We start from the raw sequence: 26765 nt of genomic DNA, 5'->3' as shown, positions 1-26765 counted from the left end.
TCAGAAGCCCTTCGTGTCGAGGATGGGTTGGGCCAAGCCACTGCGCCCGGGTGCGGCGCCATCCCCGGGGCGTCCGCCCGATCCGGGTTTGCCGACGGTCACCTTCAAGGTGGCCGGCTCGTACTGCGGCGGCTCTCCACTGTAGAGAAGGCCCACCGAGAGGCCACCTGCGCCGCCGCCGCCACTGCCGCCCGCTCCGCCGTTGCCACCGTTTCCTCCCCAGCATGCGCAAGGCTGATCGCCGGCGGGTAGACCGCGCGCTCCACCGGGAAGCGGAGCGGTGCCATCGGCGCCGCGGCCGCCGTTGCCGGCGTCGTTCGCGGTGAGGACGACATCGACGAGCCGCACACCGGAGGCCTTCACGAGGAGCGCGATGCTGGCCCCGCCGCCCTTTCCTCCTTGGGCGCCGGTACCGCCGCAGCCTCCGCAACCGCCGCCGCCACCTTGCGGGGTCGAACAATTTCCACCGCGGCCGCCGCCGCCACCTTGGCCCATCTCGCCGTTGGTGCCGTCGATGCCTGCCATGGGTTGCCAGCCGTCGGCGGCGATGGTGCCCAGTCCTGCGTCGACGCCATGCTTTCCCGGTGCACCGTTTTTGCCGGAGGTGCCGGAACCGCCATCATGGGCGCCGTCCAAGCCACCATCCTCGCCGCATGGTGAGCGGTTGCGTCCCGCATCATCGATGACCGGAAGGCCCCCGAGCGCACCGCCGGGCGAGCCGTTTTCGCCGCCCGCACGCTCGGTGGTCCCGGCGGCGCCCCCGCGGCTGCTCGTGCGGAAGGGCAAGCACTCGCACAACTTGGCGCCACCGCCTTGGTCGCCGGGGATGCCGTCGACACTACCTTGTTGAGGTTTTTGTGGCGCGTCGGCGTCGGTACCGCCCCTGCCCTTGCCCGCCGTGAACGATGCGCGCCGGAAGAGGACCGAGCCGGCGTCGCTCACATAGCCGGCGACGCTGGACTCTCCCGGCGCAGCGGCGTCGCCCGCGCTGAAGTCGATGTCCTCGATGGTCACGCCGGCCCCCGCGTTTTCGATGCGCAGCGCCATACCGGTGGCGGGGTGCAGGCTGGCGCGTGCCTCGGCGAGGCTCCACGCGTTGGTGGCTCCCGGGCAGGCGAGGCCACCATAGACGCCCACATTGAAGTGCGCCTGGGCACCATCGATGTGCAGCGACTCGGCGTAGGGCGCCGCGCAGAGGTACACGTGCGGAAGTCGTTTCGCGAGGGCGAGCTCGATGGCGCGGGCGACGCTCTTCACCGGCGCGTCACGCGTGCCGGCAGCGTCGTTGAGGCCCGAGGGCGCCGCGAAGACACCGCACCCATCCCGCAGAACGGAGGCATCGTCACGAGGAGAAGGTTCGCACTTCGGATCGATGGCCGCGTCCACGCCGGAATCCACCGACGAATCGGCGCCGGGACGGAAATCCACGTCTTCGATACCGAGAATCGCGTTGCAAGCGATGGCGCCGCCCACGGCGGCAAGGAGCACAAGAAGCGACGACCGTGTCACGAACGCTACTCTCGCGTCGAAGGAATGTCCGGCGCAACCACCGACTCCATCGCCGACGCCGAAGCCTTCGCTTTCGGCTTCGCTTTCGCGGAAGGTGCGGGGCGCGGGGCCGATGCGCCCCCCCTCCCAGCCTCCCCCTGCGGGGGAGGGGCCGACGGCGCGACCGTCGGGGACGACGCCGGTACTACCGGCTGCGCCATCGCCGTTACGGCTCCCTCCCCCGGACGCCGGAGGTCCGCCGCTTGCGGCGGCCGACTTTCAACGCTGGGGCTGGGGTGGGGGGGTGAAGCGTGGAGGGGCGCAGACGCTGCCGCCGACGCACTAGTGGCCGACGCCGGCGTCATTGTCAAAGCAACATCTGCCGCCACAGCAGGCCCCGACATCCCCCGCCCTCGCACCACGAACGCGCCAATCACCGCCCCGGCGGCCCCCAAGGTCGCCACCATCGCCGTCACCGCGATCCCGGCGGAAAGCTTCGTCAGCCGCCGCTTGTCGGATCCCGTGCCCGTCCACGCCGCCCGCGTCGTGCCGGTCCCATTGGTGGTGACATGGTTCGCCGACACCGCAGGTGCCGCCGGCGTCGCCGCCGAGGGCAACGAAGGACGTGACGCCCCCGCGCCACTCAGCACCATCGCCACGCGACGCGCCGAATGCTTCGCCGAATCGACCCCCGCGAAGGGCACCAGCGCCGTCGCCAACTCGGCCAAGTTCGCGTACCGGTCGATGCGCTGCTTCATCAAGCACTTTTCCACGACCTGCTCGAACCCCGAAGGCAGATTCGGGCAGTGCGTGCGCAGCGACGGCGTTGGCTCGCTCATCACCTTGTGGAGCAAATCGCCCAAGGTATCGCCGTGAAAGGGCACATGCCCCGACACGAGGCGAAATAGAATGATCCCAATCGACCAAATGTCGCTGCGCGCATCGACGTCGCGCGAGGAACGCATTTGTTCCGGGGCCATGTATCCCGGCGACCCGAGCATCGACGCACTGGACGTGATCGACGGGGCCGACGTCCCTGCATCGCCCAACGGATTCGCCTTGGAAATGCCGAAATCGAGCACCTTGACCAGCGGCAGCCCGGCCGGTGTCCGCGTCAAAAACAGATTCGCCGGCTTGAGATCGCGATGGACGATGCCCAGGGCATGCGCTTCCGCCAGCGCCTCGCACACCTGCAGCATGTAGTCGACGGTTTCCTCGACGGACAGCGGCCCGCGCACCTTGAGCGTGCGCGATAGGTCGTCTCCCTCGAGGTGTTCCATGACCATGAACGGCCGGCCGTCGTCGTGAACCCCGACGTCGTGCACGCGCGCCACATGCTCGCCACGAAGCCGCACACTGGCACGCGCCTCGCGCAGGAAGCGCTCCACCACCTCGGGGTTCGCCATCGACTCATTGCGTAAAAACTTGAGCGCGACCTTCTGCTCGAGCTGGAGGTGGGTCGCGGCGACGACGAACCCCATTCCCCCCGTCCCGATGACACGATCTACGCGGTATTTCCCCGCGACGACCGTCCCCGCAGCAATACTCACGCGCGGAAGGATACCGCCAACCCACCTCGGATAGGAGAGGAATTCACAGGAAGACGGGAAGACGGGAAGGAGTTCCGGCGCGAAGCGGCGCGGAACGCTGTTTTTTGGTTTCCAATTGGTCCCCTGAGCCAATGGGAAACCCAAAAACCTTCCCGTCTTCCCGTCTTCCCGTGAACTCTCTCCGAGGAAAGCGCGTCAGCGGGTAGCTACAGGCAACACCAATGCGAAGGTGGCGCCGCGATCGGGTTCGCTCTCCACGGCGATGTTGCCGTTGTGCGTCTCGACGATGCTCTTCACGATGGCGAGCCCCAGGCCCGTGCCCTTGCCGTCTTTCTTCGTGGTGAAGAAGGGGGTGAAGATGCGCGCTTGGTCTTCGAGCAAAATGCCGCAGCCCGTGTCGGCCACCACCACGCGCACGGAGCGCTCGGCGTCGACTAGCTCGGTGGAGATGGTGAGGATTCCGCCGCGCGGCATCGCGTGGCAGGCATTGGTGATCAGATTCACGAAAACCTGGGTGAGCTGCTCGGGCAATCCACGCACGGGTAGGACGCCATCGCCGAAACGGCGTTCGACGCGCGTGCTCGTTTCGCCCAAAAGGTGCTCGCAAAAGACCAAGGCTTGGTCAATCACGCCATGCAACACCACGGGGATCGGGATTTCCCCGGCGGGGCGCGCATAGGTCACCAAATCGCGCGTGAAGCGCAAAAGACGGTGGGCCGATTCGCCGATGCGGCGCAGCCGCTCGAGTTCGTCGGGGTCCGCGTGCTCGCGTTTGGCCATCCACCGCTTCGTCAGATAATCGGTATATGCGACAATCGATGTCAGCGGATTATTGAGCTCGTGCACCATGCCCGCGGCAATCTGCCCGAGCGAGGCAAGCTTCTCCGCCTGCACCATTTGTGCATTCAGCGTCATCACGGAATGGCGCGCGGCGTGCGCGATGGCATGCGCCTCGGCGTGCTGCCGTCCGCGCTTGAGCACCATGGCTGCGCGGCGCAGAATGCTCGAGACCAAGGCCTCTTTGCCGGCGACATTGTCCTCTTGGAATGCCGCATGCAGCGTGGCCCCGTCGCTGTCGCCGGGGATCTCGACGATGACCTCACTCGGATAATCCGGAAACAAGCGCGTCGGATCGACCCGATCGTGCGCATGCTCGCCCGGGCCATGATGCAAAATGATCCGCTGGCGCATGTCGCGGGCCTGCATGGCGGCGCCGAGCACCTTCACCATCACGGGGTTCTCGACGAAGCACACCCCCACGCCGCACATCGGCAGGATCTCGGCCAGGCCGTTCACCATGGCCCGCACCACCGCCTCGTCGCCGTCGGCCACGGGCAGGTCGCACGCTAGCTGAATCAGCAGGTCGAACGCCGCCTCGCGATCGACGAAACCACGCAGGCGCGAATCCTGCGGATCCAGACCGACATCGAGCTGCCGCGAGAGCCCGGACTCGGGCCCCGCCCCGCGCATCCGGCTCGATGTCGAAACCTCCTCACGATCCGTGAAGACCACGTCGCTGCTTCGCTGCTGAACGTCCGAAAGCGGCGGCGCCGAAACGGGATCGCCCGGTTTTTTCTGCGCCATCAATCGCCCGCCTTCCCGAGTGCCGCGGCTACGCTGTTGTCTTCCCCCTCGTCGCTCGCCTTGTCCAGATCCAAAATCTTGGCTTGGCCAACGTACGCCTTCGTTTCGTACCGGGTGATCTTCCCGATTTTTCGGACGATTTCGGCCATTCGCTCGGCCTCGTTGAAAATGACATCGACCGCGGCAAACACGGGAGACTCGGCGTCGAGGCGACGTTTGATCAGTTCCGCATACGCCATCACACTGGTTAGCGGCTGATTGAGTTCGTGCGCGGCCGCACCAGCAAGCTCGGCCACGATGGCCTGCCGCTCCTGCGCAAGCAATTGCTCTTGCGCCTGGGCGAGACGTTGCTCCATGCGAACCTTCTCACGCAAGTCGGTGAAGATACCCACCGAACCGACCAGCGTCTCCTGTTCGTAGAGAAACGCCGCCGATAGCGCCACGGGGACGCGGTTTTTCTCCCGATCGAGGACTTCCGTGCGAACGCCCTCGATGCGGCCGCCACCCTCGCGGATCATCCGCATGATGTTGCGCGCGACACCCGGTGGGTAGAGCTCGCGCACGTCGGAACCGATGACTTCGCGCGTGGGGCGTCCATAAATGCGCTCGGCGGCGTTGTTGAAGACGAGGACGCGGCCCTGCATGTCCGCGCTGATGATCGCATCGCCCGAGGTGTCGATGATGCGGCGGAGGAAGTCGCGCGTCTTCACCAAATCGGCTTCGACGGTGCGCTCGTGCGTCACGTCGCGGAAGCTACAGAGCACGACGCCCTCTTCGCGAAGCACGGAGTTGAAGTTGATGCTCAAGGTGGCCTGCTGGCCTTCCTTGTTGCGGATGCGCACGTCGACGCCGCGCGGGAAATGGCCCTGGGCAAAACCGTCGCGCAGCTCGCGCGCCTTGGCGATGTCCGTTTCGTCGAACATGTCGCCGAGACGCCGCCCGCGGAAATCCGTCTCGGAGTAGCCCGTGATTTCGCGCGCCTTCGGATTGGAAAAGAGCAGACGGCCTTCGCTGTCGATGACCACGATGCCGTCGGCGGAGCTCTCGAAGAAGTCCGCGTAGCGCTGCAGCGAACGCAGACGACGCTCGGCCTCGAAGCGCGCCACGTTCACCTTTTGCGTCTGATCGCGCAGCGACTGCAGCACGCGCGCGTTGCGCAGGGCGATGGCCATGGCGTTGGACACGGTTTTGCAGAGCGCGAGCTCGTGCTCGCCGAAGGCGAAGGTGCTCTTGGAGCGCACGAAGAGCACGCCCATGGGGCGCCCCTCGTAAAGAATGGGCAGAATGGCAATGGATGCGAATGCGCGCGCCCCGGCATGTGCGCGCGCACCATGGCGCACGATTTCGAGCAGAGGGTGTGTCTCGGCGTCGGTGATGACCAGAGGCTCGCCGGTGTCGAGAACCTGGCGAATCTCCGGGTACTTCGAGAGATCGATGGGCAGATCGCGCAGCTCGGCATTGTCCGAGGCGGCGACGACGTAGCCGAGATCCGCCTGCTCGCTGACCAGAACGATGGACACGCGGTCGACCTTGGCCACCTCTGCGATGCGCTGGACGACGGTGAAGAGGATGCCGCGGAAGTCGAGGTTGGAGGCGAGGGCCTGGGTGAGCTCGAGAACGACCTGGGCGTCTTTTTCTTTGCGCGCCAGCTCCTCCATGACCGCGCGCAGGCGCAGCTGGCCCCGGATGCGGGCAACGAGCTCGACCGGTTTGAACGGCTTGCGCACGAAGTCATCGGCGCCGGCCTCGAAGGCGCGGGCGATCTCGTTGTCGGCGTCGAGTGCCGTCAGAACGACGACCGGCAGGTCGCGTGTTTCGGGCTGTGCCCGCAAATGGCCAAGGATTTCATAGCCATCCGGCGGAGGCATGACCAAGTCGAGCACCACGATGCACGGGTCGACCTCGCGGATCTTCTGCAGCGCTTCGCTGCCGGAGCCCACGGCCACATGGCGCAACTCGGCCTGAGTGAGGGCTTGACACAGAACGTGTCGGCTCACTGTATCGTCATCAACGACGAGGACCGGGCGACTGCTCACCGTCCCATGGATTTTACGCGGGGTCGCTCGGGACCGCCAGTTATTAGAAAAGCTTTTTCTGGGTCGGCAGTGACACCGGGGACCCGGTTTCTCCAGTGAGCGCTATCCCCAGGTGCGCGAACGCCTTTTTCGTGGCCACGCGGCCCCGGGGCGTCCTCCCCAAATAGCCTTGCTGCAGCAAATACGGCTCGTAAACGTCCTCGATCGTGTCCCGGGGCTCGCCCAATGCGGCGGCCAATGTCTCCACCCCCACCGGACCGCCCTCGTAGTCTTCGATGATGACCCGCAGTAAACGCCGGTCCATTTCGTCGAAACCGGCGCTGTCGACTTCCAACCGGGCGCACGCGTCGCGCACGATGGGAATGTCGATTTTTCCCGTGCCGAGGACTTGGGCAAAGTCGCGAACGCGGCGCAAAAGGCGATTGGCAATGCGCGGCGTGCCGCGCGAGCGCAGTGCAATCTCGTCGGCGGCGCGCGGATCGATGGTCACCTCGAGCAGGCCGGCGCTGCGCATCACGATGCGGGCAAGATCTTCCGGCGGGTAAAAATCGAGGCGCAGAACGTGACCGAATCGTGAAAAGAGTGGCGCGGTCAAAAGGCCGGTGCGCGTGGTGGCGCCCACCAACGTAAACGGGCTGACGGGGATCTGCAGCGAGGAGGAGAAGGCCCCCTCCCCCGTCATGACGTCGATGCGAAAGTCCTCCATGGCCGGGTAGAGGCTTTCTTCGACGACGGGATTGAGCCGGTGGATCTCGTCGATGAACAGAATGTCGCGCGGCTGCAGCTTGGTGAGCAACCCCGCGAGCGATCCCTTGTGCTCCACCACCGGGCCGTTGGTCATGTGGAGCTCGACCCCCATTTCGTGCGCGAGGATCTGCGCCAGGGTGGTCTTACCAAGGCCGGGCGGACCGCAAAGCAAGAGATGGTCGAGCGGTTCGCCGCGCTGGCGCGCCGCCTCGACGAAGACGCGAAGGTTCTCCTTGTGCTTGCTCTGCCCGATGTAATCGTCGAACCGCTGCGGTCGCAAGGTGCGGTCGAAACGAACGTCGTCCCCTTGGACGGCGGCGTCGAGAGCGCGATCAACCGGGGCTTCGGGCGGCGTTTTCGACCGGGACTTGGTGCTCGCCATGGTGGGGGGCCATAGCATATCTTGCCCATCCTGCGATGACACGACCTACGCTGCTTCTGGAGATTGGCGTCGAGGAACTTCCCTCGTCCTTCGTCGATGCTGCGCTCGCCGCGCTTCCCACCTTGGTGAAGGACAAGCTCGCGAGCCTTCGCCTTTCGCATGGCAATGTCTATGCGCTGGGCACCCCGCGACGGCTCGCCGTGCTGGTGCACGAACTGGCGCCGGCGCAAACGAGCCTCGACGAGGAGGTCATCGGCCCGCCGGAAACCGCCGCGTTCAAGGATGGAAAGCCTACCCGCGCCGCGGAGGCCTTTGCCGCCAAGGTGGGCGTGCCCGCCTCGGAGCTCACGGTGGTGGAAAAGGCCGCGGGCCCGAAGCAAAAGCCCGGGCGCTACGTGGTGGCGCGGCGCCAGGAGCAAGGACGCGAAGCCACGGCGCTTTTGGGCGACGCGTTCGCCGAGATCTGCGGGGCCATTCCCTTCCGCAAATCGATGCGGTGGGGTTCGGGCGATGCGACGTTCGGGCGTCCCGTGCAATGGCTGGTGCTGCTCTTGGGCGACACGGTCATCGATGCGACGTTCGCGGGCGTGAAGAGCGACCGAAAGACCTTCGGGCACCGCTTCTTGGCGCCGGGCACGCTGAACATCGCCAATGCCGACGGCTACGTCGAGACGTTGCGCGGCGCGCACGTGCTGGTCGATCGCGACGAGCGTGCGCGCACCATGATGGAGGGCGTGGCCCGCGCGGCGAAGGAACTGGGCGGCGCGTACGATCCCGATCCATCGCTGGTAGCGGAGAACGCGTCGCTGGTCGAGGAGCCCCACACCGTGGTGGGAAGCTTCTCGCCGGCGTTTCTCGCGCTTCCGGCGGCGGTCATTCGCGCGGCGGCGCGCGGGCACCAGAAGTACTTCTGCGTGGAAAAGAGCCCGGACGAGCTTTTGCCGCACTACCTCACCGTGGTGAACACGGCGAATCGGCCGGACAAAATCGCGCGGGGCAATGACTCGGTCATGCGCGCCCGGTTGTCGGACGCGCGGTTCTTCTTCGAGGAGGACAAAAAGGTCAACGTCGAGGCCCGCGTCGAGAAGCTCTCGGGCATCGTGTTCGTCAACAAGCTCGGCACGGTGCGCGACAAGGTGGCGCGCATCGAAAAGCTCGCCGCGCGCATCGCCGAGCGCCTCGGGCTGCCGGCCGACGCGCTAGCCAAGGTGCCGCGCGCGGCGCACCTCGCGAAGAACGATCTCGTCACGCTGATGGTCGGCGAGTTTCCCGAGCTGCAAGGCCACATGGGCCGCGTCTACGCGCTCCATTCGGGCGAGGACGCCGCCGTGGCGGACGCGATCCGCGATCATTATCGCCCCGTGGGCGCCGACGATGGCATTCCCCCCGCCGACGTGGCCCGCGCGGTCGCCTTGGCGGATCGCCTGGACACGTTGGTCGGGTGTTTCGCCATCGGCCTCTCGCCTACGGGCACGGCCGACCCGTATGCCCTGCGCCGGGCGACGATCGCGCTGCTGCGCATCTTGATCGAGTCGGCGGAGGAGAACCCGGCCTACGGCGCCCTGCACGTGGGCGAGCTCGTGGGGCTTGCCTACGAGCTGTTCGCCGACAAGAAGCTGGACCTGGGGCGCGACGAAACGGTCACCAAGGTCAGTGAGTTCGCGCGCGATCGCCTGCGCAACTTGATGGCCACGCGCACCAGCTCGCAGGTGGCCGACGCCGTCCTTGCGGGGTACGCCTTCGTGTCGGGCGGCGAGGCGCCCATCGAGAGCTATCCGTTCTTCGCGATGGCGAAGGCCCGCGCATTGCAGGCGGTCGTGAGCTCGGGAGCACCCTGGCTCGAAAAAGCACGCACCGTGGCGAAACGCCTCAATGGAATCAGCAAAGACGCGAAGCCCGTCCTGCATCCGAAGGACGTCTTCCTCTCGTCCGACAAGGACGCGACCATCCACGATGTCGTGCGCGCGATCGAGTCGGTGACGGCGAGCTTGGACCATGAGCGCGCCGTTTCCAGCGCCTTGCACCAGGCCGAGGAGCTCGCGAAACGCATCGACGAGATCTTCGTTTCGACACTGGTGAACGACCCCAACGACGCGAACACGCCCAAGCGTCTCGAGCTTCTCTCGTATGGGGCCAAGAGCATGCTGCGCATCGGCGACTTCTCGAAACTAGGGTGATGGGGTATTGGATGCGTTGCGTTACAACTTCGAACGGTAGGTTTGCCGAGGAGATAGCATCATGACCAAAAGGGTTTTCTTCTTTGGGGAGGGGAAGGCCGAAGGAGACAGCAAGCGGCGCGATCTCCTGGGTGGCAAAGGTGCCGGCCTGGCCGAGATGACGGGATTGGGGCTTCCTGTCCCGCCCGGTTTGACCATCTCCACGGAAGTGTGCACGGCTTACTTCGCCAATCCGAAGGAGCCGGGGCTGCCCGAAGGCGTCGATGCGGAGATCGCGGAAGCGCTGAAGAAGGTGGAAGCCTCCACCGGGATGACGTTCGGCGATCCGGAGAATCCGCTGCTGGTCAGTGTGCGCTCGGGCGCGCGCGCGTCGATGCCCGGCATGATGGACACGATTCTGAACCTCGGCCTGAACGACGCGTGTGCCGAGGGCCTGGCGAAAAAGACGGGCGATGCGCGCTTCGCGTACGACGCCTACCGCCGCTTCATCGCGATGTACTCCGACGTCGCGCTGGAGATCGCGCGCGAGCCGTTCAACACGGCGCTCGACAAACTGCGCGTGAAGACGGCGCAGGCCAAGGGCCATGATGTCACGCGCATCAACGCGGAAGAGCTCAAGAAGAAGGTGCCCGACTCGGAGCTGTCTGCCGAGGATTTGAAGGCCCTCGTCGTCGAGTTCAAGGCCATCGTGAAGAGCGCCTCGGGCAAGGACTTCCCCAGCGACCCGCTGGAGCAGCTGCGCGGGGCCATCCGCGCGGTGTTCAAGTCGTGGAACACGCACCGGGCCATCGTCTACCGCCGCATGCACGACATCCCCGATTCGTGGGGAACTGCATGCAATGTGCAAGCAATGGTGTTCGGCAATCTGGGCGACACCAGCGCCACCGGCGTGGCCTTCACGCGCAACCCGTCGACCGGCGAGAAGAAGCTGTTCGGCGAGTGGCTGCCCAAGGCCCAGGGTGAGGACGTCGTCGCAGGCATTCGCACGCCATTCCCCATCGACGGCTCGCCGGATTCGCTCGAGCTGAAGATGCCCGACGCGTACCGCGCGCTGACCAAGATTTGCGACACGCTCGAGGCTCATTTCCGCGACATGCAGGACCTCGAGTTCACGATCCAATCGGGCAAGCTGTACATGCTGCAGTGCCGCTCGGGAAAGCGCACGAGCCGCGCGGCGGTGCGCATTGCCGTGGAGCAGTGCAAGGAGAAGCTCATCACGGAAGAGGAAGCGATCCTCCGCGTGGATGCGAGCTCGCTCGATCAGCTGCTGCACCCGACGTTGGATCCCAAGGCGCCGAAGAAGTTCCTCGCACGCGGCCTCGCGGCGAGCCCCGGTGCGGCCGTGGGCCACATCGTCTTCAGCGCCGACGAGGCGGAGAAGCGCGCGAGCCAGGGCAAGCCGGTCATCTTGGTGCGCATCGAGACGTCGCCGGAGGACATCCACGGCATGAAGGCGGCGCGCGGCATCATCACGTCGCGCGGCGGCATGACGAGCCACGCGGCGGTCATCGCGCGCGGCATGGGCAAGGCCTGCATCGCCGGGTGCTCGGCCGCGAGCATCAACTACGCGGAAGAGAAGATGACCATCAGCGTCTACGACGACGCAGGCCGCCAGGCCGAGGTGGTGACCCTGAAGAAGGGCGACATCGTGACCATCGACGGCTCGTCGGGCACGATTTACGCGGGCGAGGTGCCCACGATTCCGGCCGCGCTCGCGGGCGAATTCGGGGAGCTCATGGCCTGGGCGGACAAGGTTCGCACCATGAAGGTGCGCGCCAACGCCGACACGCCGCTCGATGCGCGCACGGCGCGTTCGTTCGGCGCCGAGGGCATCGGCCTTTGCCGCACGGAGCACATGTTCTTCGACGAGGAACGCATCAGCGCCATGCGCGAGATGATCCTTTCCGACGACGTGCAATCGCGCGAGCGCGCGCTGGCGAAGCTGATTCCGTTCCAGCGGGCGGACTTCGTGGGCATCTTCCAGGAGATGCGCGGGCTCAAGGTGACGATCCGCCTGCTCGACCCGCCGCTGCACGAGTTCTTGCCGAACGATCCGAAGCAGCTGCAGCAACTGTCGCGCACGATGGGTGTGTCGGTGGAGCGGCTGCAGGAGCGCACGAAGGACCTGCACGAGTTCAACCCGATGCTCGGGCACCGTGGTTGCCGGCTCGCGGTCACCTACCCCGAGATTTACGCGATGCAGGTGCGCGCCATCCTCGAGGCGGCGGCGCAGGTCGCTTCCGAGGGGACCGAGGTGTATCCGGAGATCATGATTCCGCTGGCCATCACGGCGGGCGAACTCGATCGGATGCGCGTCATCGTCGACAAGGTGGCGGCGGAGGTCTTCGCGGGGGCAAACGGGAAAGCTGCCGTCCCCTTCTCCTTCGGCACCATGGTCGAGCTTCCGCGCGCGGCCATCGTCGCGGACGAATTGGCAAAGGTGGCGGAGTTCTTCTCCTTCGGGACGAACGATTTGACCCAATCGGCCATGGGCCTTTCGCGTGACGATGCAGGGAAGTTCCTGCCTGCGTACGTGGAGTCGGGCCTTCTGCCGAAGGATCCCTTCGTGTCCATCGACACCGAGGGCGTCGGAGCACTGGTGAAGCTCGCCGTCGAACGCGGACGCAAGACGCGGCCCGATATCAAATTGGGCATCTGCGGCGAACATGGCGGCGATCCCGCGTCGTGCCACTTCTTCCAAGCGGTGGGACTCGATTACGTGAGCTGCTCCCCGTTCCGCGTGCCCATCGCGCGCCTCGCGGTTTCGCAGGCGGCCCTGCGCCTGCGCGCGAAGCCCGCCTAGGGTATAGTTGGGGGATGAACTCTGTTTCCGTCGAGGAGATTGCGCCGGACCAGATTCGTCCCCTGCTTCGAGTCGAGTACGATCGACTGGTGGCAGCCGGGGCGTTCGAGGGAGAACGCCTCGAGTTGCTGCGTGGTAGGCTCGTGCTCATGAGTCCGCAGGAGGGCCCCCACGCCTCAACCACGTCGCGCCTGCAAGATCTGCTGGTGCCGCGTCTGCTAGGGCAGGCGCAAGTGCGGATTCAGTTACCTCTTTCGCTCGGCGATGATTCCGAGCCGGAACCCGATGTCGCCGTCGTTGCGCTGGGCGACTACGACTACGAGCATCCTCACGCAGCTCTCTGGGTCATCGAGGTGTCCGACTCGAGCCTGAAAAAGGATCGCCAGCTCAAGCCGGGCATCTACGCCGAGGCGGACATCCGCGATTATTGGATCGTGAACCTCGTGGAACGCATCATCGAGGTGCACCGCGAGCCGCGTGCGGGCGCCTATCAAACGATCACACGCTACCGCGAAGGCGACACGATCGCGCCCCTCGCCTTCTCGGATCTGTCGATCGAGGTCTCGCGTATTCTGCCGCGCAAGGCGTGATCAGCTTTCGAAGAGCTTCTCGGCTATCTCCTGAGAGTCGGCCGGCGCGTGCTGCGAGTTGCGTGTAGATTCCATCGATTGGCCCCTTTGCCCCGGTCGATGGGGATCCAGGGATCGATCCAATCGGCGTTGTCGTTGTGAGAAGTAGGGCATCACACGCGAGCAACGACATTGCATCTACATGGCATACGTGATGCTCCAGTCTGCGCATGCGCAAATGGATCTCGATGTCGGGCGCATTCTCTGCAGCTGCGCTGTTCTGCAGTGCGACTGCGTGGGGAGCTGCCGTGATGACGGCGCCAGTGCCGCGCGCGCCCGCGTGCGACGAGACGAATTGCAAAAGTAGGCCCCTGCGGAGGACAGAATCCCGCGGCGCCGAAATACAAACTGGACGCAGGTTCGGATTTGACCGTCTCGTGGAACGAAACGACGGACCAAAGTGGATGTTACATCGTCGAATTGTCCACGACGGGCAATGATTACGATTTCCAAGTATTGCGCGTGTTTCCAGACGACTCGAATTCCGTGCCCCAATCGCGCGAGGCCACCATCCCGGTCGCCGATTTGCCAAAGGTCGACGGCGGCCCCGTCGAATGCGAGCATTGCGTGCTGCGCGTGCGACAAATCGCTGCAGGCACTTCCGCAGGCTGCTCGGCCGATACCGATGCAAGCACGTATTATTCGTGCGCCGACATCATCATTGGCACCGATGCATCGGTTTCCGGCGGGACGGGGGTGCGCAGCCTCGCCCCTCTCGAGTGTCCTATCTTACGGCGGCATCATGGGCGCCGCGGTGATGCTCGCCGCTTCGGTTTGGCATCGGGCGCGCTGGACGCGGCGGCGACGGAACGAGAGCCGGACGCCGACGCGTCGGCGCGGCGTTGCTCCAGCTCGTCGATCGTCTTCGGCCAGTCGTCCTTGAGGAGGCGCGACAGCGAGCGGTCCATGAGCAACTTGCCCCCGGTTTGGCAGCGCGGGCAGTAGTTGGTCTCGTTCTCGGCATAGACGATGCGCTGGACCCTGCCGCCGCAGACGGGGCACGGTTGGCCATAGCGACCGTGCACGGCCATCTCCGGGCGGAAGGCGGTGACCTTCTCGGGGAATTTGCCCGCAGCCTCGTCGCGCAACCGGTTCGTCCAATCGACCAAGGTCGCGGTCGTCGCCTCGAAGAGACGCGCGATTTCTTCGTCCGTGAGGTGCGCGGTGAGGCGCACCGGCGAGAGACCGGCGCGGTGAAGGATTTCGTCCGAGTACGCGTTGCCGATGCCGCTGAAGAGATGTGGATCGGTCAGAGAGCGCTTGAGCGTGTGGTTCTCGCGGGTGAGCGCCTGGCGAAAGGCGGCGAGATCCGCGGTGAGCACCTCGAGCCCGCCCGGATCGAGCGCGCGCAGGGCGGCCTCCCCCTCGACGAGGTGGATGGACGCACGCTTCTTTTTGGAGACCTCCGTGAGCACCAAGGTGCCGTTCGGAAAATCGAAGGCCGCAAGCCCCACCTTGCCGGGGATCTTCGCCGCCGGCGGCAAGAAACGGAACCGCCCCGCGATCATCAGGTGAATGACGGCGAAGAGCCGCGTGTCACCGTCGCGCAGGCCGAGCACGATGCGCTTTCCCACGCGGCGAACGTCGGTGACGGGATGCCCTTCGAAGCGCGCCGGTGCCGGGACGACGGTGCGCAGAACGAAGGGACTGGCCAGACGGATCTTTCGAAGCGGCTGCCCTACGACACGGGCGGCAATCGCCTCGATGTACAACGTGACGTCGGGGAGCTCAGGCACTCGCCTCCCGCAGTGCCTCCTCGGCAGCCTGCACCGTTGCGTCGATGTCCGCGTCGGTGTGCGCCGCGCTCACGAAGGCCGCCTCGTACTGCGACGGCGGGAGGTATTGCCCGCGCGCAATCATGCCGCGGTGCCAGCGCCCGAACCGCGCGGTGTCGCTCTTTTGGGCGTCGCTCCACGCGCGCACGGGCCCCTCGTTGAAGAACAGGGTGAGCATGGCGCCGACGCGCTGGACACAGCCCGGCGTCTTGGTGCGCTCGAGCGCGGTGCGCAGTCCCTGCTCGAGGCGCGACGAAAGCCGTTCCAGCTTTTCATAGAGCGCCGCATCGAGGTGCGCCAACGTTGCCAGGCCGGCGCTGACCGCGACGGGGTTGCCGCTCAACGTGCCCGCTTGGTAGACGGCTCCGAGCGGCGCCACGTTCTGCATGATGGAGCGCTTGCCACCGTAGACCGCGAGGGGCATGCCGCCGCCGATGATCTTGCCGAGGCACGTCATGTCCGGCTTGAGGCCCGTGCGCTCTTGCATACCGCCGCGTGCGACGCGGCAGCCGGTCATCACCTCATCGAAAATCGAGATGGCGCCGTGCTTCTGGCAGAGCGCGAGGATCTCCTCCAAGAAACCGGGAACCGGCGGCACACAGCCCATGTTGCCCACGACGGGCTCCACGATGACCGCCGCGATGCGATGGCCGCGCGCCGAGAAGAGCTCGCGCAGTGCAGCGATGTCGTTGTACGCGATGGTCGTGGTGTTGCCGGCGGTGGATGCCGGAACGCCCGCCGAATCCGGCACGCCCAAGGTGGCCGCGCCGGAACCGGCTTTGACGAGAAGGAAGTCCGCGTGGCCGTGGTAACAGCCTTCGAACTTCACGATGACGTCGCGCCCCGTGGCACCGCGCGCGGCGCGGATGGCCGCCATGGTGGCCTCGGTGCCGCTGGACACCGCGCGCATCATCTCGATGGATGGATAGAGCTCGATGACCTTTTCGGCGAAGCGCACCTCGAGCTCCGTCGGAGCACCGTAGCTCGTGCCGTTGGCGGCGGCCGAGGTCACCGCCTTGACGACGTCGGGGTGCGCGTGGCCGAGGATCATCGGGCCCCAGGAGCCGACGTAGTCCGTGTACTTCGCCCCATCGGCGCCGAACAGGTACGCGCCCTCTGCCCGCGCGATGAACACGGGTTCGCCCCCGACGGAACGAAAGGCACGAACGGGGCTGTTGACGCCCCCGGGGATGAGTTCCTGGGCCCGTTGAAACAACTTGCGCGAGATGGGGTCGGTCACGAGTGCCTATCTTCTGGGGAAGCTACTTGTTGATGGTGAAGTTGTAGTCGACCACGCCGGGGTTTCCTTCGAACTTGGGAACCTTGGCGAACTTGAAGCGCGTTGCCACGCAGTCGCCCACGGGCGTGCCTTCGTACGGAGGTCCGACGATGACGGAGCTCATGACCGAGCCATCGCCGATGAACGTGACGCGCGCGCGCCCCGGGCCGGTGGGGCCGTCGGGCTTCTTGCAGCTCGCGAGCACGCCTTCCATCGTCTTGAGGGAGGCGCGCGCGGCCTCGGGGCTGAACTTGCCCGGCTCGGACGGGCCCGCGCTGGGGCGGGCGATGGGCGTCGGACCGCTGCCCGTGGTGGAGCCGCTGCTGCCCGTCGACTTGGCCGACGACGTCGAACCCGAGCTTCCCGAGCCGCTGCCCGAGCTTCCCGAGGACGACGAACCGCGGTCGCTCGAGCCGCTGGAACCGCTGCTGCGGTGCGGAGCCTCGGCAGCAGGCTGCTGCGCCGGTTGCGAGGGTTGTGCGGGGGCCGCTCCTGCCTGCTGCACCGGGGGCGGCGCAGGCGGCTCGGGCGGTGGCTGCGGTGCGACGGCGGCGCCCGTCGGCGTCGGCGCAACCTCGGCCGCCGGTGCGGACGGGGCCTGCGGGGCCGCGCTCGCGGACGGCGCCGCATTCGTGTCGCTGCTGGACGACGACAAGAGCGAATAGGCCGCATACCCCGCGCCGATCAGCAGAATGACGGCGAGGGCCGCGATCAAGCCGATGAGGATCAACTTCGGCTTTTGGGGCTGCGCCGCATAGGGAGCCGCGCCGGGAACGGGCCCGGGCGGCGCGAAGCCTTGTTGCGCGGCGTAACCTTGCGGCGCGCCCTGCTGCGGCTGCCACGGCGGTGCACCCGCCATCCCGGGCTGCATCATGCCCTGTTGCTGCGGGGCCGGTTGGCCGCCACCGGGAGGGGGACCATATTGACCACCACCACCGCCCGGCGCACCGAACGGCGACTGGCCGCCACCCGGCGCCCCATAATTGCCAAAGGGCGATGCCCCCGGATCCGGCGGGCTGAATTGCGGCATGGCCGACGTTCCACCGCTCGCCCCGTACGGCGAAGGCGCACCACCCGGCGGCGGATAACCACCGTGCTGAGGCTGCGGCGGCGGATGCGCGAACGGCGGCGGCTGGTACGTCATCGCGTCTTGCAGCTGCGGTGCGAACTGCGCCTGCGTGGGCGCCTCCGCATCGGGGTCGACCGGCGGCGTGTTGGAGAACTGCTGCGCAAACGGCGTGGCCGAAAGGGCGAGCGTCTTGTTCTTCGGGTTGCCCGCAGGGGCCTGCTGCGGCGACGCAAAGAACGGAGGCTGCTGCGGCGGTGCACCAAACGGCGCGGGCGCGTCGGGCGCGAACTGCGTCTCGGCGCTGGCCAGATCGAACCGCGCGGCCCCCCCTGCCTGCGGCGGGCCTTGAATGGGCATGTCGTTCAACTGCCCCACCGTCGTGGGCATGTCGCTCGAGGACGGTCCGGTCTCATCGCCGCCCGACAGCGAAGGCAGCCGCGGAGCCTGAATCGGCATGGCCGTCGTACCCGTCGTCGGCCTCGGGGCGGCGCGCCCGTTGGCGCTGTCACTGCGTGCGGCGACCCCCTCGGCCGGCGTCCCCGCGGCCGGAAGCGGCGCGGGAAGGCGACCCGCCGACCCCTCTGGACGCGGAATGGACGGCCGCGGAAGGTGGAAGCCCCCCGGTTGCGACGGACGCATTCCGGGCTGCGAGGGTCGTGCGAACGGCTTCGCCCCCGGGCCGGCAGGTGCTTGCGGCGACGGAGCGCTGGGCGAAGGCATGCGCGCGCTCGCGGCGAGGCCCGTGCGTTGCAGGAAGTCCTTTACCTCCGGCGGAATGGGCTGCTGAGGAGGCTGGCCGGGCGGCGACGGAAGCTGATTCACGTCGATGGTCCGCGTCGACTCGTCGTCACCCAGGTGCGGCACCGCGTGCGGCGACGCATGCGCATGGTGCGGCTGGGGATGCGCATGATGGGCCAAATGTGACGGGTGCGACCCGTGCGGCAGCGGCGCTGGACCAGGAATCGGCGGCAGCGGAGGCGCCGACGGCGGTTCGTGATCGAACAACCCTTCGCTGTCCGCCACGATGGTCGCCGGGCCGTCTGCGTCGGGAGGAATGCTATCGGCTACGTCACCCCAGTCCTGCGGGTCATCGTGGGCGCTGTTTGGTTTTTTCGAGTCAGCCTGCATTGCATTTCTCAACTTGCCCCAGAATTCTTCCATACTCTGAGGTCGTTCACGCGGGTTTGTCGCACACGCTTGGGTGAAAAGGCGTTCGACTGCGTCGGGCACTGTAAGCCCCAATCCACGTGGCGTGATGGGCTGCGACGGCTTGCACGCTTGAATCAAGCACTCGGCGTCCGTCTCACCGGTGCGCACACGTCGGTCGAGCATCGCCTCGAGAAAAACGAGGGCGAACGAATACACGTCGACCTTCGCGCTGATGGGCCCCATCGTCGGATCGAACTGCTCCGGCGCGGCGTAGGGCGGCGAGAAGATCGCGATGTTCTGCATGCTCATGGCCAGGCGCGAAAAGCCGGTCGACTCCGAGGAGCCATCGCTCATCACCTTGGCCATGCCGAAATCGAGCACCTTGAGCCGCACACCTCCTTGGCGCGACTTCGTCAGGAAGAGATTTCCCGGCTTGATGTCGCGGTGCACGATGCCGTGCGAGTGGGCGAAGACGATCGCTTCCCCCGCCGGCGTGAACATGTCGAACGCCTCCTTGAGGGAGCGCCCCTTCATCTTCGCATCGCGTCGACCGCGGAAATGGATGGCGAGCGACTCGCCCTCGAGCCACTCGAGGACCATGTACGGCACGCGGACCCCGACGGGCGCGAGCGTGGTGCCGCTGGCGATGCAACGCACGATGTCGAGGTTTCCCTGGGACAGTCGATACGCGATGCGGCTTTCGTCACGGAAACGATTGACGAAATCCTGAACGACCTCGGGAGAGTCGGCGATCGGCTTCAGGCATTTGACGGCGATGGGCTCGTTGAGGCCGAGATGGAAGCCCTTGTAGACGTTGCTGAACCCACCTTCGCCAATCCACTGATCGATACGAAACTGACCGTCGATCACAGTGCCGTTGAAGCGGAACGGATCTCTTTGCATCGCAGGGTGAACCATACCACGAAGTCTTCGCGGGTATTTCCTACCGCGGGCTCACCTGCCGAAAGGTGGTGGACTCACTTGGGCAAGCGGAAAGCATGCTCCACGAAGGCCGGCGGCCCCTCGAAGGGCGGAATCTTCGCATTGCGATAGCGCAGCGCGACACAGTCGCCTTCGGGCCCATCCGCGAGGGGGCCGGTGATCTTGACGCCGGAAACCGTGCCGTCGTTGGTGAAGGTCACCCGCGCACTGCCCTCGCCGCCCTTTCCATCAGGGCGCCGGCAGCTCGCGAGGATCCCATCGAGCACACGAAGGGACGCCTCGGCCGCCGGGCGGTTGAAAGCGGAGGGATCGGCCGGCGGTGGGATCTCCGTGGGCTCTTCGGCCACGGGCTTCGGGGTCGGTCCCACGGCGCCTTTGAGAGGAGGTGTACGTCCTTTCGGGCGCGCGCTTGCGCTCCCCAGCCCGGGCGGGGCGGGGTCGAGGCGGGAGGGGGCCGGATCGGCCGTCGCCATGGGCGCGACGCCCGTCGTTGCGCCCACTGTTGCCGACGGAAGTCTTTGGGCTCCCTCCCCCGCAGGGGGAGGGCTGGGGTGGGGGGGGCCTGACGCAGCCACGACCACGTCGTCCGATCGCTGGAGCCTCTGTAGGTAGAACGAGGCCAGCACGGACAGTGCGACCAACGCCGCGCCGGCGCCGAGCAGCACCCCGAGCACGACGGGACCACGCGTGGGCGCGTCGGCCTTCCCGCCCTGCCCCGACAAGGCCTTTCGCGGCGCCGTGGCGTCGGCTGTCGACATGGCAACGTGAGGACCCGTGAAGTCCGCCGATGGCGTCTTGGCCCGCGGGCCCGTCACGTCGGCGGCCGCGGACTCTGCCTGCGCCGACGACTGCACGCCGCTGATTTCGGGCGCGGCCGGCTGGCGTGGAAGCACGACGGGAATGCCATCGTCGATGGTCGTCTCCTCGTCGATCACCGGGCGAACCCCCGCGGCCCTCGGGGCTACGGGCGGCACATCGTTCAACGTGGGCCCATCGTCGTAGCCCACGAGCGAGAGCAGCGAGTCGCTGTCCGGCAGCGCGTCCATGCGCTGCGTCGCATCGGCGAGCGAAGCATCCGATGCGCCGTTCTGAACGGCCGACTTCAACGCCGACCAAAAATCGGCGGCATCGAGAAAGCGTTCTCCCGGCTCGCGCGCGAGCGCCCGCGCGAACACGTCCTGCACATCGTCCGAAACCATGACACCGAAGTCCCTCGGCGTGGGCCGCGCGCGCGGATCGAGAATGCGCGTGCGCAATTCGGACAGCGACAGCCCGAGGAACGGCGGCTGGTCGCGCATGGCCTCGAGCAGCACCATCGCGAGCGCGTACACGTCGCTCGGAGGTCCCACGGACCCGATGGTCGCGTCGAGCTGCTCCGGCGTGGCGTACGCCGGCGAAAAGACGCGAAATGATGCGGCATTCGCGCCGTTCGCCGCGGCGCCGTCTACGTGGGACGCCGAACCGAGGGCTTGCTCGCTGGCCACCTTGGCCAGGCCGAAGTCGAGCACCTTGGCCTTCACCCCTTCCAAGCTCTCGGCCAGAAAGATACTTCCCGGGTGCAGATCGCGATGCACCACGCCCTGCGTGTGCGCGTACGCCACGGCATCCACCGCGGTGTCGAGCAACGGCAGCAAATCGCCCAACGGACGCCCCTGCCCGCCCGCCAGGCGGCGCTCTTCGAACTGCCGCGCGAGCGTTTTGCCCTCGAGCCACTCGAGCACCGTGTACGGCACGAGCGATCCCGTCTTGGGCGACAAGGTCGTCCCGATGGCGATGCACCGCGCGATGTGAAAGTGCCCCTGCGCGAGCTTGTAGGCGGCGCGGCCCTCTTCGCGAAAGCGGCGCATGAACGCCTCGATCTGCGACGACTCGAGCTGCGCTTGCAGCTTCAAGCACTTGATGGCCACCTTGGAGTCGAACCCGACGTGCTCCCCGCGGTAGACGACGCTCGAGCCTCCCTCGCCCGCAACCTCGTCGATCCGAAATTGCCCATCGAGCACCTGGCCCAAGAGCCCGAACGGATCACTCCCACCCAGGTTCATGGGCCGCCGTAGAGGGCGAGACGCACGCCGGCGACGACGCCGTGGCTCTCGAAGGGATCCGAAAAGATGGCTTGGTACTCGACCGTCGGCGCCAACGTGAAGTGCGTGCCGAACGGGTTGAAGAGGCGAAATTCGTAAAAGGCTCCTCCGCCGACGAAGGACTGCACGCCCTCGCCACCCTCGGAGGCGCCATGCTTTGCCTCCATCTTGGCGGAGCCCACGCCGAACTGACCGGAGATGCCAAGGTCACGCAACTTTGGCACGAGGTAGAAGAGCGGGAAGACCTCCACCCGAACGCCGCCACCGGCGCTGGAGAGCTTCCAGTCGTTGTTCTCGCCTCCGCCACCACCGCCCCAGAAACCGAAGTTGAGGTAGTCGGTGAGCGCACCCATGATCGTCAGCGTCGAGCTCGTTCCCACGACCACGCCGCTGGCGGCGTAGTACCGCGGGTCCTGCATGCGCGTGGCCGAGTTGGGGTAACCGCTGCCGGCCATCACGGATGTGCCGAGCGAGAGACCGATGACCAGGCCGCTTCGGCGCGCGGCCGGCTTGTCGAGCGGAAAGGCCCCGCGGTCTTGCGCCGACGCCGGTTCCGAGACGAGGACGCCCGCGAGAAGCGAAGCGGCGAAAGGTAGGACGATAAGGGGGCGAATCGTAAGAGCCACGGCTCTTCCACGCATACCATAGACATGCGAAAAGAAGCGCATGAACCGAGCAACCGACGAAGCCTTGGCCCAGGTCGATCCCGAGATCTTTCGTCTCATCGAAGCGGAGAATCGCCGCGAAGACGAGTCGTTACGCCTCATCGCCAGCGAGAATTACGCGTCACGTGCCGTGCAGGAGGCGACGGGCTCGTGTCTCACCAACAAGTACTCCGAGGGATACGCCAAGAAGCGTTACTACGAAGGCCAGCAGGTCATCGACGAAGTCGAAGAATTGGCCATCTCTCGTTTGAGGCAGCTCTTCGGCGCCACGGCTCACGGATCCATCGACGACATCCACGTCAACGTGCAGCCCTACTCGGGCAGCCCGGCCAACCTCGCCGTCTACCTCGCCTTCTGCAACGCGGGCGACACCATCATGGGGCTTGGCTTGCCCGCGGGCGGGCACCTCACGCACGGCCACAACGTTTCGATCACGGGCAAGTACTTCAAGAGTGTCCCGTACGGCGTCACCAAGGACACGCACCTCATCGACATGGACGAGGTGCGCGCGCTCGCCAAGGAGCACAAGCCGAAGCTCCTCTGGGCGGGCACCACGGCGTATCCGCGTGTCCTCGACTTCAAGGCCTTCCGCGAGATTGCCGATGAAGTGGGCGCCATCTTCGCCGCGGACATCGCGCACATCGCGGGCCTCGTCGCGGCGGGCGTGCACCCCTCGCCCATCGGCATTGCGGACGTGGTGACGTCCACGTCGCACAAGTCTTTCCGCGGTCCGCGCGGCGCGATGATCTTCTGCAAGAAGGAACACGCCGCCAAGATCGACCGGGCCGTGTTTCCGGGATTGCAGGGCGGGCCGCACAACCACACGACGGCCGCGATCGCCGTGGCTGCGCAAGAGGCGCTCGCGCCTTCGTTCAAGGACTACGCCCGTGCCGTCGTCGACAATGCCAAGGCGTTGGCCGAGGCGCTCACCGCCCGCGGATTCTCGCTGGTGACCGGCGGAACCGACAATCATCTTTTGCTGGTCGATCTGACCAACAAAACCATCCCTGGCAAAGTCGCATCGAAAGCGTTGGATCGTGCGAACATCGTTTTGAATTACAACTCGGTTCCGTTCGATCCGCGCAAGCCGTTCGACCCCTCGGGAATTCGAATTGGCACGCCGTCCGTCACGTCGCGCGGAATGGGTAAAGACGTCATGGTGCAGCTCGCAGAGTGGATCGATCGCGTGGTGAACGCACCGGAAGACGATGCCGTGATCTCCAAAGTTGCTGCCGAAGTGCGCGCTGTGTGCGCCAAGTATCCGGCGCCCGGATTGCGAGTGTAATGCATGCGCCGAGCGCGACGCCCAGTTGGCTTCGCGCTCCACGCGATCTTCGCGGTTGCGACGTCCGCGCTGCTGCTGTTCGACTGCTCGGAGTCGGCGGATTCCTTCGCCGCAGGGCAAGAGACGGCGGCAGCGTCCTCCACCGCGGAGGGCCCGCCCGATATGATTTCCGCAGCCGAGCTGCTCGCCATGGGGCTGGGCGGCGGCCGCACCGGCGCCAGCCTGAACGGATTCCGTAGCAGCGTCATCGACGAGCGGAACGAAGCGCCCCTGGCAGGCCCCTACGAGCCGGCGTGGGAGCCGGCGGAGTTCGGCGCCTGGTACTTGGCACCGAAGAAGTTCCGCTCCGACGTCTTCGACGTCATCTTCCATTTTCACGCGGGACGGGCGGCCGCGAAGGAATACCGCGAGCAAGCGGGCGGTGCGGTGATCGTCGCGGTCACCTACGGCGCGGGTTCCAAGTCGTATGCGGACGCATTCAACGACCCGAATCGATTCCAAGCGATGCTCGGCGACATCGAAATGCGACTGCGTAAGAGCACGAACAATCCACGATTGCACGTGAGGCGCATATCCCTTTTTGCGTGGAGCGCGGGGTATGGGGCCATTCGAAACATTCTGACGCAGGGCTATTACGATCGCATCGATACCATCGTGCTGCTCGATGGGCTGCACGCGAACTATTTGGCATTGCCGTCGGCGCCGAACGGGCGGCGCGTGGATGGGCGCGGCCTGGATGCGTTCATGCGGTTTGCGCAGGATGCGGCGGCGGGCAACAAGTCCTTCGTGTTCACGCATTCATCCATCGTGCCGCCGGGGTATGCCAGTACGACGGAAACCGCTGCGGTGCTGACCGATGTCGTGGGCGCGAAAAAGGCGTGGCTGCGCGTCCCCGGGCCGCGCAACTTTCAGCGCATCTACCGCGCCGACGTCAAAGGCTTTCACATCCGCGGCTTCGCCGGGACGACGAAGGACGCGCACATTTCGCAGCTGCACTTGGTCGGGGAAGTGCTGCGCGATGTGGTGGTTCCGCGGTGGCTGCGATTGGACCGGCGCACGGTCGCCCCCAGGCCGGCCCCGTTCTGGCGGCGCGACGACAAGGCGAAGCGCGCGGCATACTGATACAGTGCCGCATCGTGATCCGTGTTCTTCTCATCGCCCTGGCGGGTGCGCTCGGGACCTTGCTGCGCTACTTCGTCGGCCTTTGGGCGGGCCGGGCGCTGGGTGCGTCGTTTCCGTATGGCACGCTCCTCGTGAACGTCGCGGGCTGCTTTCTCATGGCGCTGGTCGCGCAGCTCGCGCTCTCAACGTCGCTCATTTCGCCAACCTGGCGCGTGACCTTGACGACGGGGTTCATGGGCGGGCTGACGACGTATTCGAGCTTCAATCAGGAAACGATGAACCTGCTCCGCGAACGCTCCTGGGGCACCGGCGCCGCGAATCTGCTGGGAACATTGCTCGGATGCTTTCTCGCGGGCGCTCTCGGTTTGCTGGCGGCGAGAAAGCTCACGGGCGGGTGACGTTCAAAAGCACTCGCGCCGGAATCGCTTTCTTCCGGCCTTGTCGATGTAGTACGGCGGATCGCAGCTCTTCTTGGCCGCCGGAACGACCGGGGATGTCTTCAGGATTTCGCTTGGTCCTGGCATCGCGGCGACGACTTCGTCGACGAAAAGTTGGGACGCGGACGCGGACGCGGGCGCACTCGCCATCGTGGGCGGTGCTGGAGCCTGCGCCGACTCCGCGGGCGCCGGTGCGAACACCGGGGCCTCTCGCGGGTCGTTGAAGATCGGATGCGATGGCTCCCCTTTCGTCGCCGCCCGCCCCGATGGCCGTTGCCAGGTGGTCACCACGAGGACGAGCAGCGTGACGACGAAGACGAGCCATGCAGCCAGCGCCAAAAACGCCTTCCTCGTCTTGAAGTTCCTTTGCGAGATCGAAATGGCCGTGCGCCACCAGAACGCTGCATCGAAGGCTTTCATCTCGGCCGGCCTCGTGCTCGTCACCGACCCGCCCGTCGACGAGGGAATCGGCTCCTCGGGCGGCATGGACTCGGGCGGCGGCAGTATCTCGCGCAGCGCTTCTTCCGGGCTGGGTTGGCTGGTCTGCCGCTCGATTTCCACCACGGTTCGGCGTCGCTCGTCCATCTCCGCGCCCACCACGCCCCGTAGCCATGCGCTCACCTGCGGCGGACTCGCCACGCGGTCCATCGCTTCGTCGAGCGCGATGGCCATTTCGAGGGCCGTTCGAAAGCGATTGCATGGGTCGCGCGAAAGGCCGCACAACACGACGTCGTCCACCGCCCTGCCAAGACCTGGCACGTATTCGCCCGGCGGCGGAATGTCACCGAGGAGTACTTGATTGAGCACGTCCCCCTCGTTGTTGCCCGAGAACAGACGGCGCCCCGTGAGTGCTTCCCACAAGCAGACCGATGCGGCATAGATATCCACCTGCCGCGTGGTCTCCTCGCCCAGAAGCTGTTCGGGCGCCATGTATGCAAGCTTTCCCTTGAGTTCCCCATGCTGCGTGGTGCGCAGCCTTCCTGTCGCCTTGGCGATGCCGAAGTCGAGAACGCGCGCCACGCCATCGACGCCCACGAGCACGTTCTGCGGCGAGACGTCACGATGGACCAACGAAAGCGGCTGCCCCTGCTCATTGCAGGCTTCGTGCGCCGCATGAAGTCCTTGCAGCGTTCCCGACAAGATGGCCACCACGACGGACGGTGGGATGCGGCGGGCCTTCGCGCCCTCCGCTTTGATCAGGCGCGAGAGGGATTCCCCGTGGACGAACTCCATGACGACGAAGAGTTCGCCCTCCGTCGAGACCACGTCGAGCGTGGGGACGACGTTGGGATGCCAAATGCGGGCGGTCAACCGCGCTTCGTCGAGAAACATCGCGACGAACTCGGGATCGCGCGCATAGTGCGGATGCAGCCGCTTGATCGCAACGGTGCGCGAAAAACCAATGGGCCCGTGTAGTCGCCCAAAATGGACCGTCGCCATCCCGCCCACGGCAATCGTCCCATGCAACGTATAGCGCCCGAGTACGCGGCCAGACTCCTCCGCCACCCAACCACCGTAGCCCCCCGCCATCACATTGCAGACTACCACATCTTCGGTAACGCGCT

Annotated in this window: 17 protein-coding genes; 6 read left to right on the top strand and 11 right to left on the bottom strand. The window is 66.3% G+C overall.

The annotated features are described in order from the left end of the window. From LVJ94_09145 to ruvB, 5 genes are all read right to left on the bottom strand, one after another. On the bottom strand, positions 1 to 1509 hold the full coding sequence (locus tag LVJ94_09145) for a hypothetical protein (GenBank protein ID WXB10847.1): 1509 nt from the start codon (positions 1507 to 1509) through the stop codon (positions 1 to 3). Between the two features lie 5 nt (positions 1510 to 1514). After that, positions 1515 to 3038: a protein kinase gene (locus LVJ94_09140; GenBank protein ID WXB07400.1), complete on the bottom strand. Its 1524-nt coding sequence runs from the start codon at positions 3036 to 3038 to the stop codon at positions 1515 to 1517. A 195-nt stretch (positions 3039 to 3233) separates the two neighbouring features. Beyond that, entirely contained in the window at positions 3234 to 4622 is a 1389-nt protein-coding gene (locus LVJ94_09135) for an ATP-binding protein (protein ID WXB07399.1), read from the bottom strand. Continuing rightward, positions 4622 to 6619, bottom strand: coding sequence for a PAS domain S-box protein (locus LVJ94_09130; protein ID WXB07398.1), 1998 nt, complete (start codon positions 6617 to 6619; stop codon positions 4622 to 4624). Before LVJ94_09130 ends, LVJ94_09135 begins: the two co-directional genes overlap by 1 nt. Before the next feature lie 82 nt (positions 6620 to 6701). After that, a complete protein-coding gene (ruvB, locus tag LVJ94_09125; protein ID WXB07397.1) occupies positions 6702 to 7787 on the bottom strand; it encodes a Holliday junction branch migration DNA helicase RuvB in 1086 nt (361 codons plus the stop codon). Positions 7788 to 7822: 35 nt separating this feature from the next. Here ruvB and glyS point away from each other — a divergent pair, with 35 nt between their 5' ends. From glyS to LVJ94_09110, 3 genes are all read left to right on the top strand, one after another. Beyond that, positions 7823 to 9964, top strand: coding sequence for a glycine--tRNA ligase subunit beta (glyS, locus tag LVJ94_09120; GenBank protein WXB07396.1), 2142 nt, complete (start codon positions 7823 to 7825; stop codon positions 9962 to 9964). 61 nt (positions 9965 to 10025) lie between these two features. After that, complete coding sequence (gene ppdK / locus LVJ94_09115; protein WXB07395.1) at positions 10026 to 12767, top strand: pyruvate, phosphate dikinase; 2742 nt, start codon at positions 10026 to 10028, stop codon at positions 12765 to 12767. 14 nt (positions 12768 to 12781) lie between these two features. Next, positions 12782 to 13357, top strand: a complete 576-nt coding sequence (locus tag LVJ94_09110) for a Uma2 family endonuclease (protein WXB07394.1) — start codon at positions 12782 to 12784, stop codon at positions 13355 to 13357. 779 nt (positions 13358 to 14136) lie between these two features. Here LVJ94_09110 and LVJ94_09105 read toward each other — a convergent pair. The 5 genes from LVJ94_09105 to LVJ94_09085 form a co-directional block, all read right to left on the bottom strand. Beyond that, positions 14137 to 15132, bottom strand: a complete 996-nt coding sequence (locus LVJ94_09105; GenBank protein ID WXB07393.1) for a formamidopyrimidine-DNA glycosylase — start codon at positions 15130 to 15132, stop codon at positions 14137 to 14139. Beyond that, positions 15125 to 16411, bottom strand: a complete 1287-nt coding sequence (gene hemL, locus LVJ94_09100; GenBank protein WXB07392.1) for a glutamate-1-semialdehyde 2,1-aminomutase — start codon at positions 16409 to 16411, stop codon at positions 15125 to 15127. Before hemL ends, LVJ94_09105 begins: the two co-directional genes overlap by 8 nt. A 22-nt stretch (positions 16412 to 16433) precedes the next feature. After that, positions 16434 to 19571, bottom strand: a complete 3138-nt coding sequence (locus LVJ94_09095; protein WXB07391.1) for a protein kinase — start codon at positions 19569 to 19571, stop codon at positions 16434 to 16436. A gap of 74 nt (positions 19572 to 19645) precedes the next feature. Continuing rightward, positions 19646 to 21652 (bottom strand): protein kinase, encoded by a 2007-nt coding sequence (locus tag LVJ94_09090; protein ID WXB07390.1) that lies wholly within the window; start codon positions 21650 to 21652, stop codon positions 19646 to 19648. Further along, positions 21649 to 22317 carry a hypothetical protein gene (locus tag LVJ94_09085; protein WXB07389.1) on the bottom strand — a complete coding sequence of 223 codons (669 nt, stop codon included), beginning with the start codon at positions 22315 to 22317 and terminating at the stop codon, positions 21649 to 21651. The genes LVJ94_09090 and LVJ94_09085 overlap by 4 nt, the downstream gene beginning before the upstream one ends. Positions 22318 to 22357: 40 nt before the next feature. Here LVJ94_09085 and LVJ94_09080 point away from each other — a divergent pair, with 40 nt between their 5' ends. Genes LVJ94_09080 through crcB form a run of 3 tightly spaced genes read left to right on the top strand, consistent with a single transcriptional unit; the run spans position 22358 to position 25161 of the window. Beyond that, a complete protein-coding gene (locus LVJ94_09080; GenBank protein ID WXB07388.1) occupies positions 22358 to 23641 on the top strand; it encodes a serine hydroxymethyltransferase in 1284 nt (427 codons plus the stop codon). A 3-nt stretch (positions 23642 to 23644) separates the two neighbouring features. Then, positions 23645 to 24763 carry a hypothetical protein gene (locus LVJ94_09075; protein WXB07387.1) on the top strand — a complete coding sequence of 373 codons (1119 nt, stop codon included), beginning with the start codon at positions 23645 to 23647 and terminating at the stop codon, positions 24761 to 24763. A 14-nt stretch (positions 24764 to 24777) separates the two neighbouring features. Then, the gene (gene crcB, locus LVJ94_09070) at positions 24778 to 25161 is read left to right on the top strand and encodes a fluoride efflux transporter CrcB (protein WXB07386.1); all 384 of its coding nucleotides are present in this window, start codon (positions 24778 to 24780) and stop codon (positions 25159 to 25161) included. Between the two features lie 3 nt (positions 25162 to 25164). Here the strand turns inward: crcB and LVJ94_09065 are convergent, their stop codons facing one another. After that, positions 25165 to 26706, bottom strand: a complete 1542-nt coding sequence (locus LVJ94_09065) for a serine/threonine protein kinase (protein ID WXB07385.1) — start codon at positions 26704 to 26706, stop codon at positions 25165 to 25167. Between the last annotated feature and the right edge of the window lie 59 nt (positions 26707 to 26765).

This window comes from Sorangiineae bacterium MSr11367, from assembly GCA_037157805.1.
In the GTDB taxonomy this organism is placed as follows: domain Bacteria; phylum Myxococcota_A; class Polyangia; order Polyangiales; family Polyangiaceae; genus Pendulispora; species Pendulispora rubella.
This window is presented reverse-complemented; position numbering and strand designations above follow the sequence as displayed.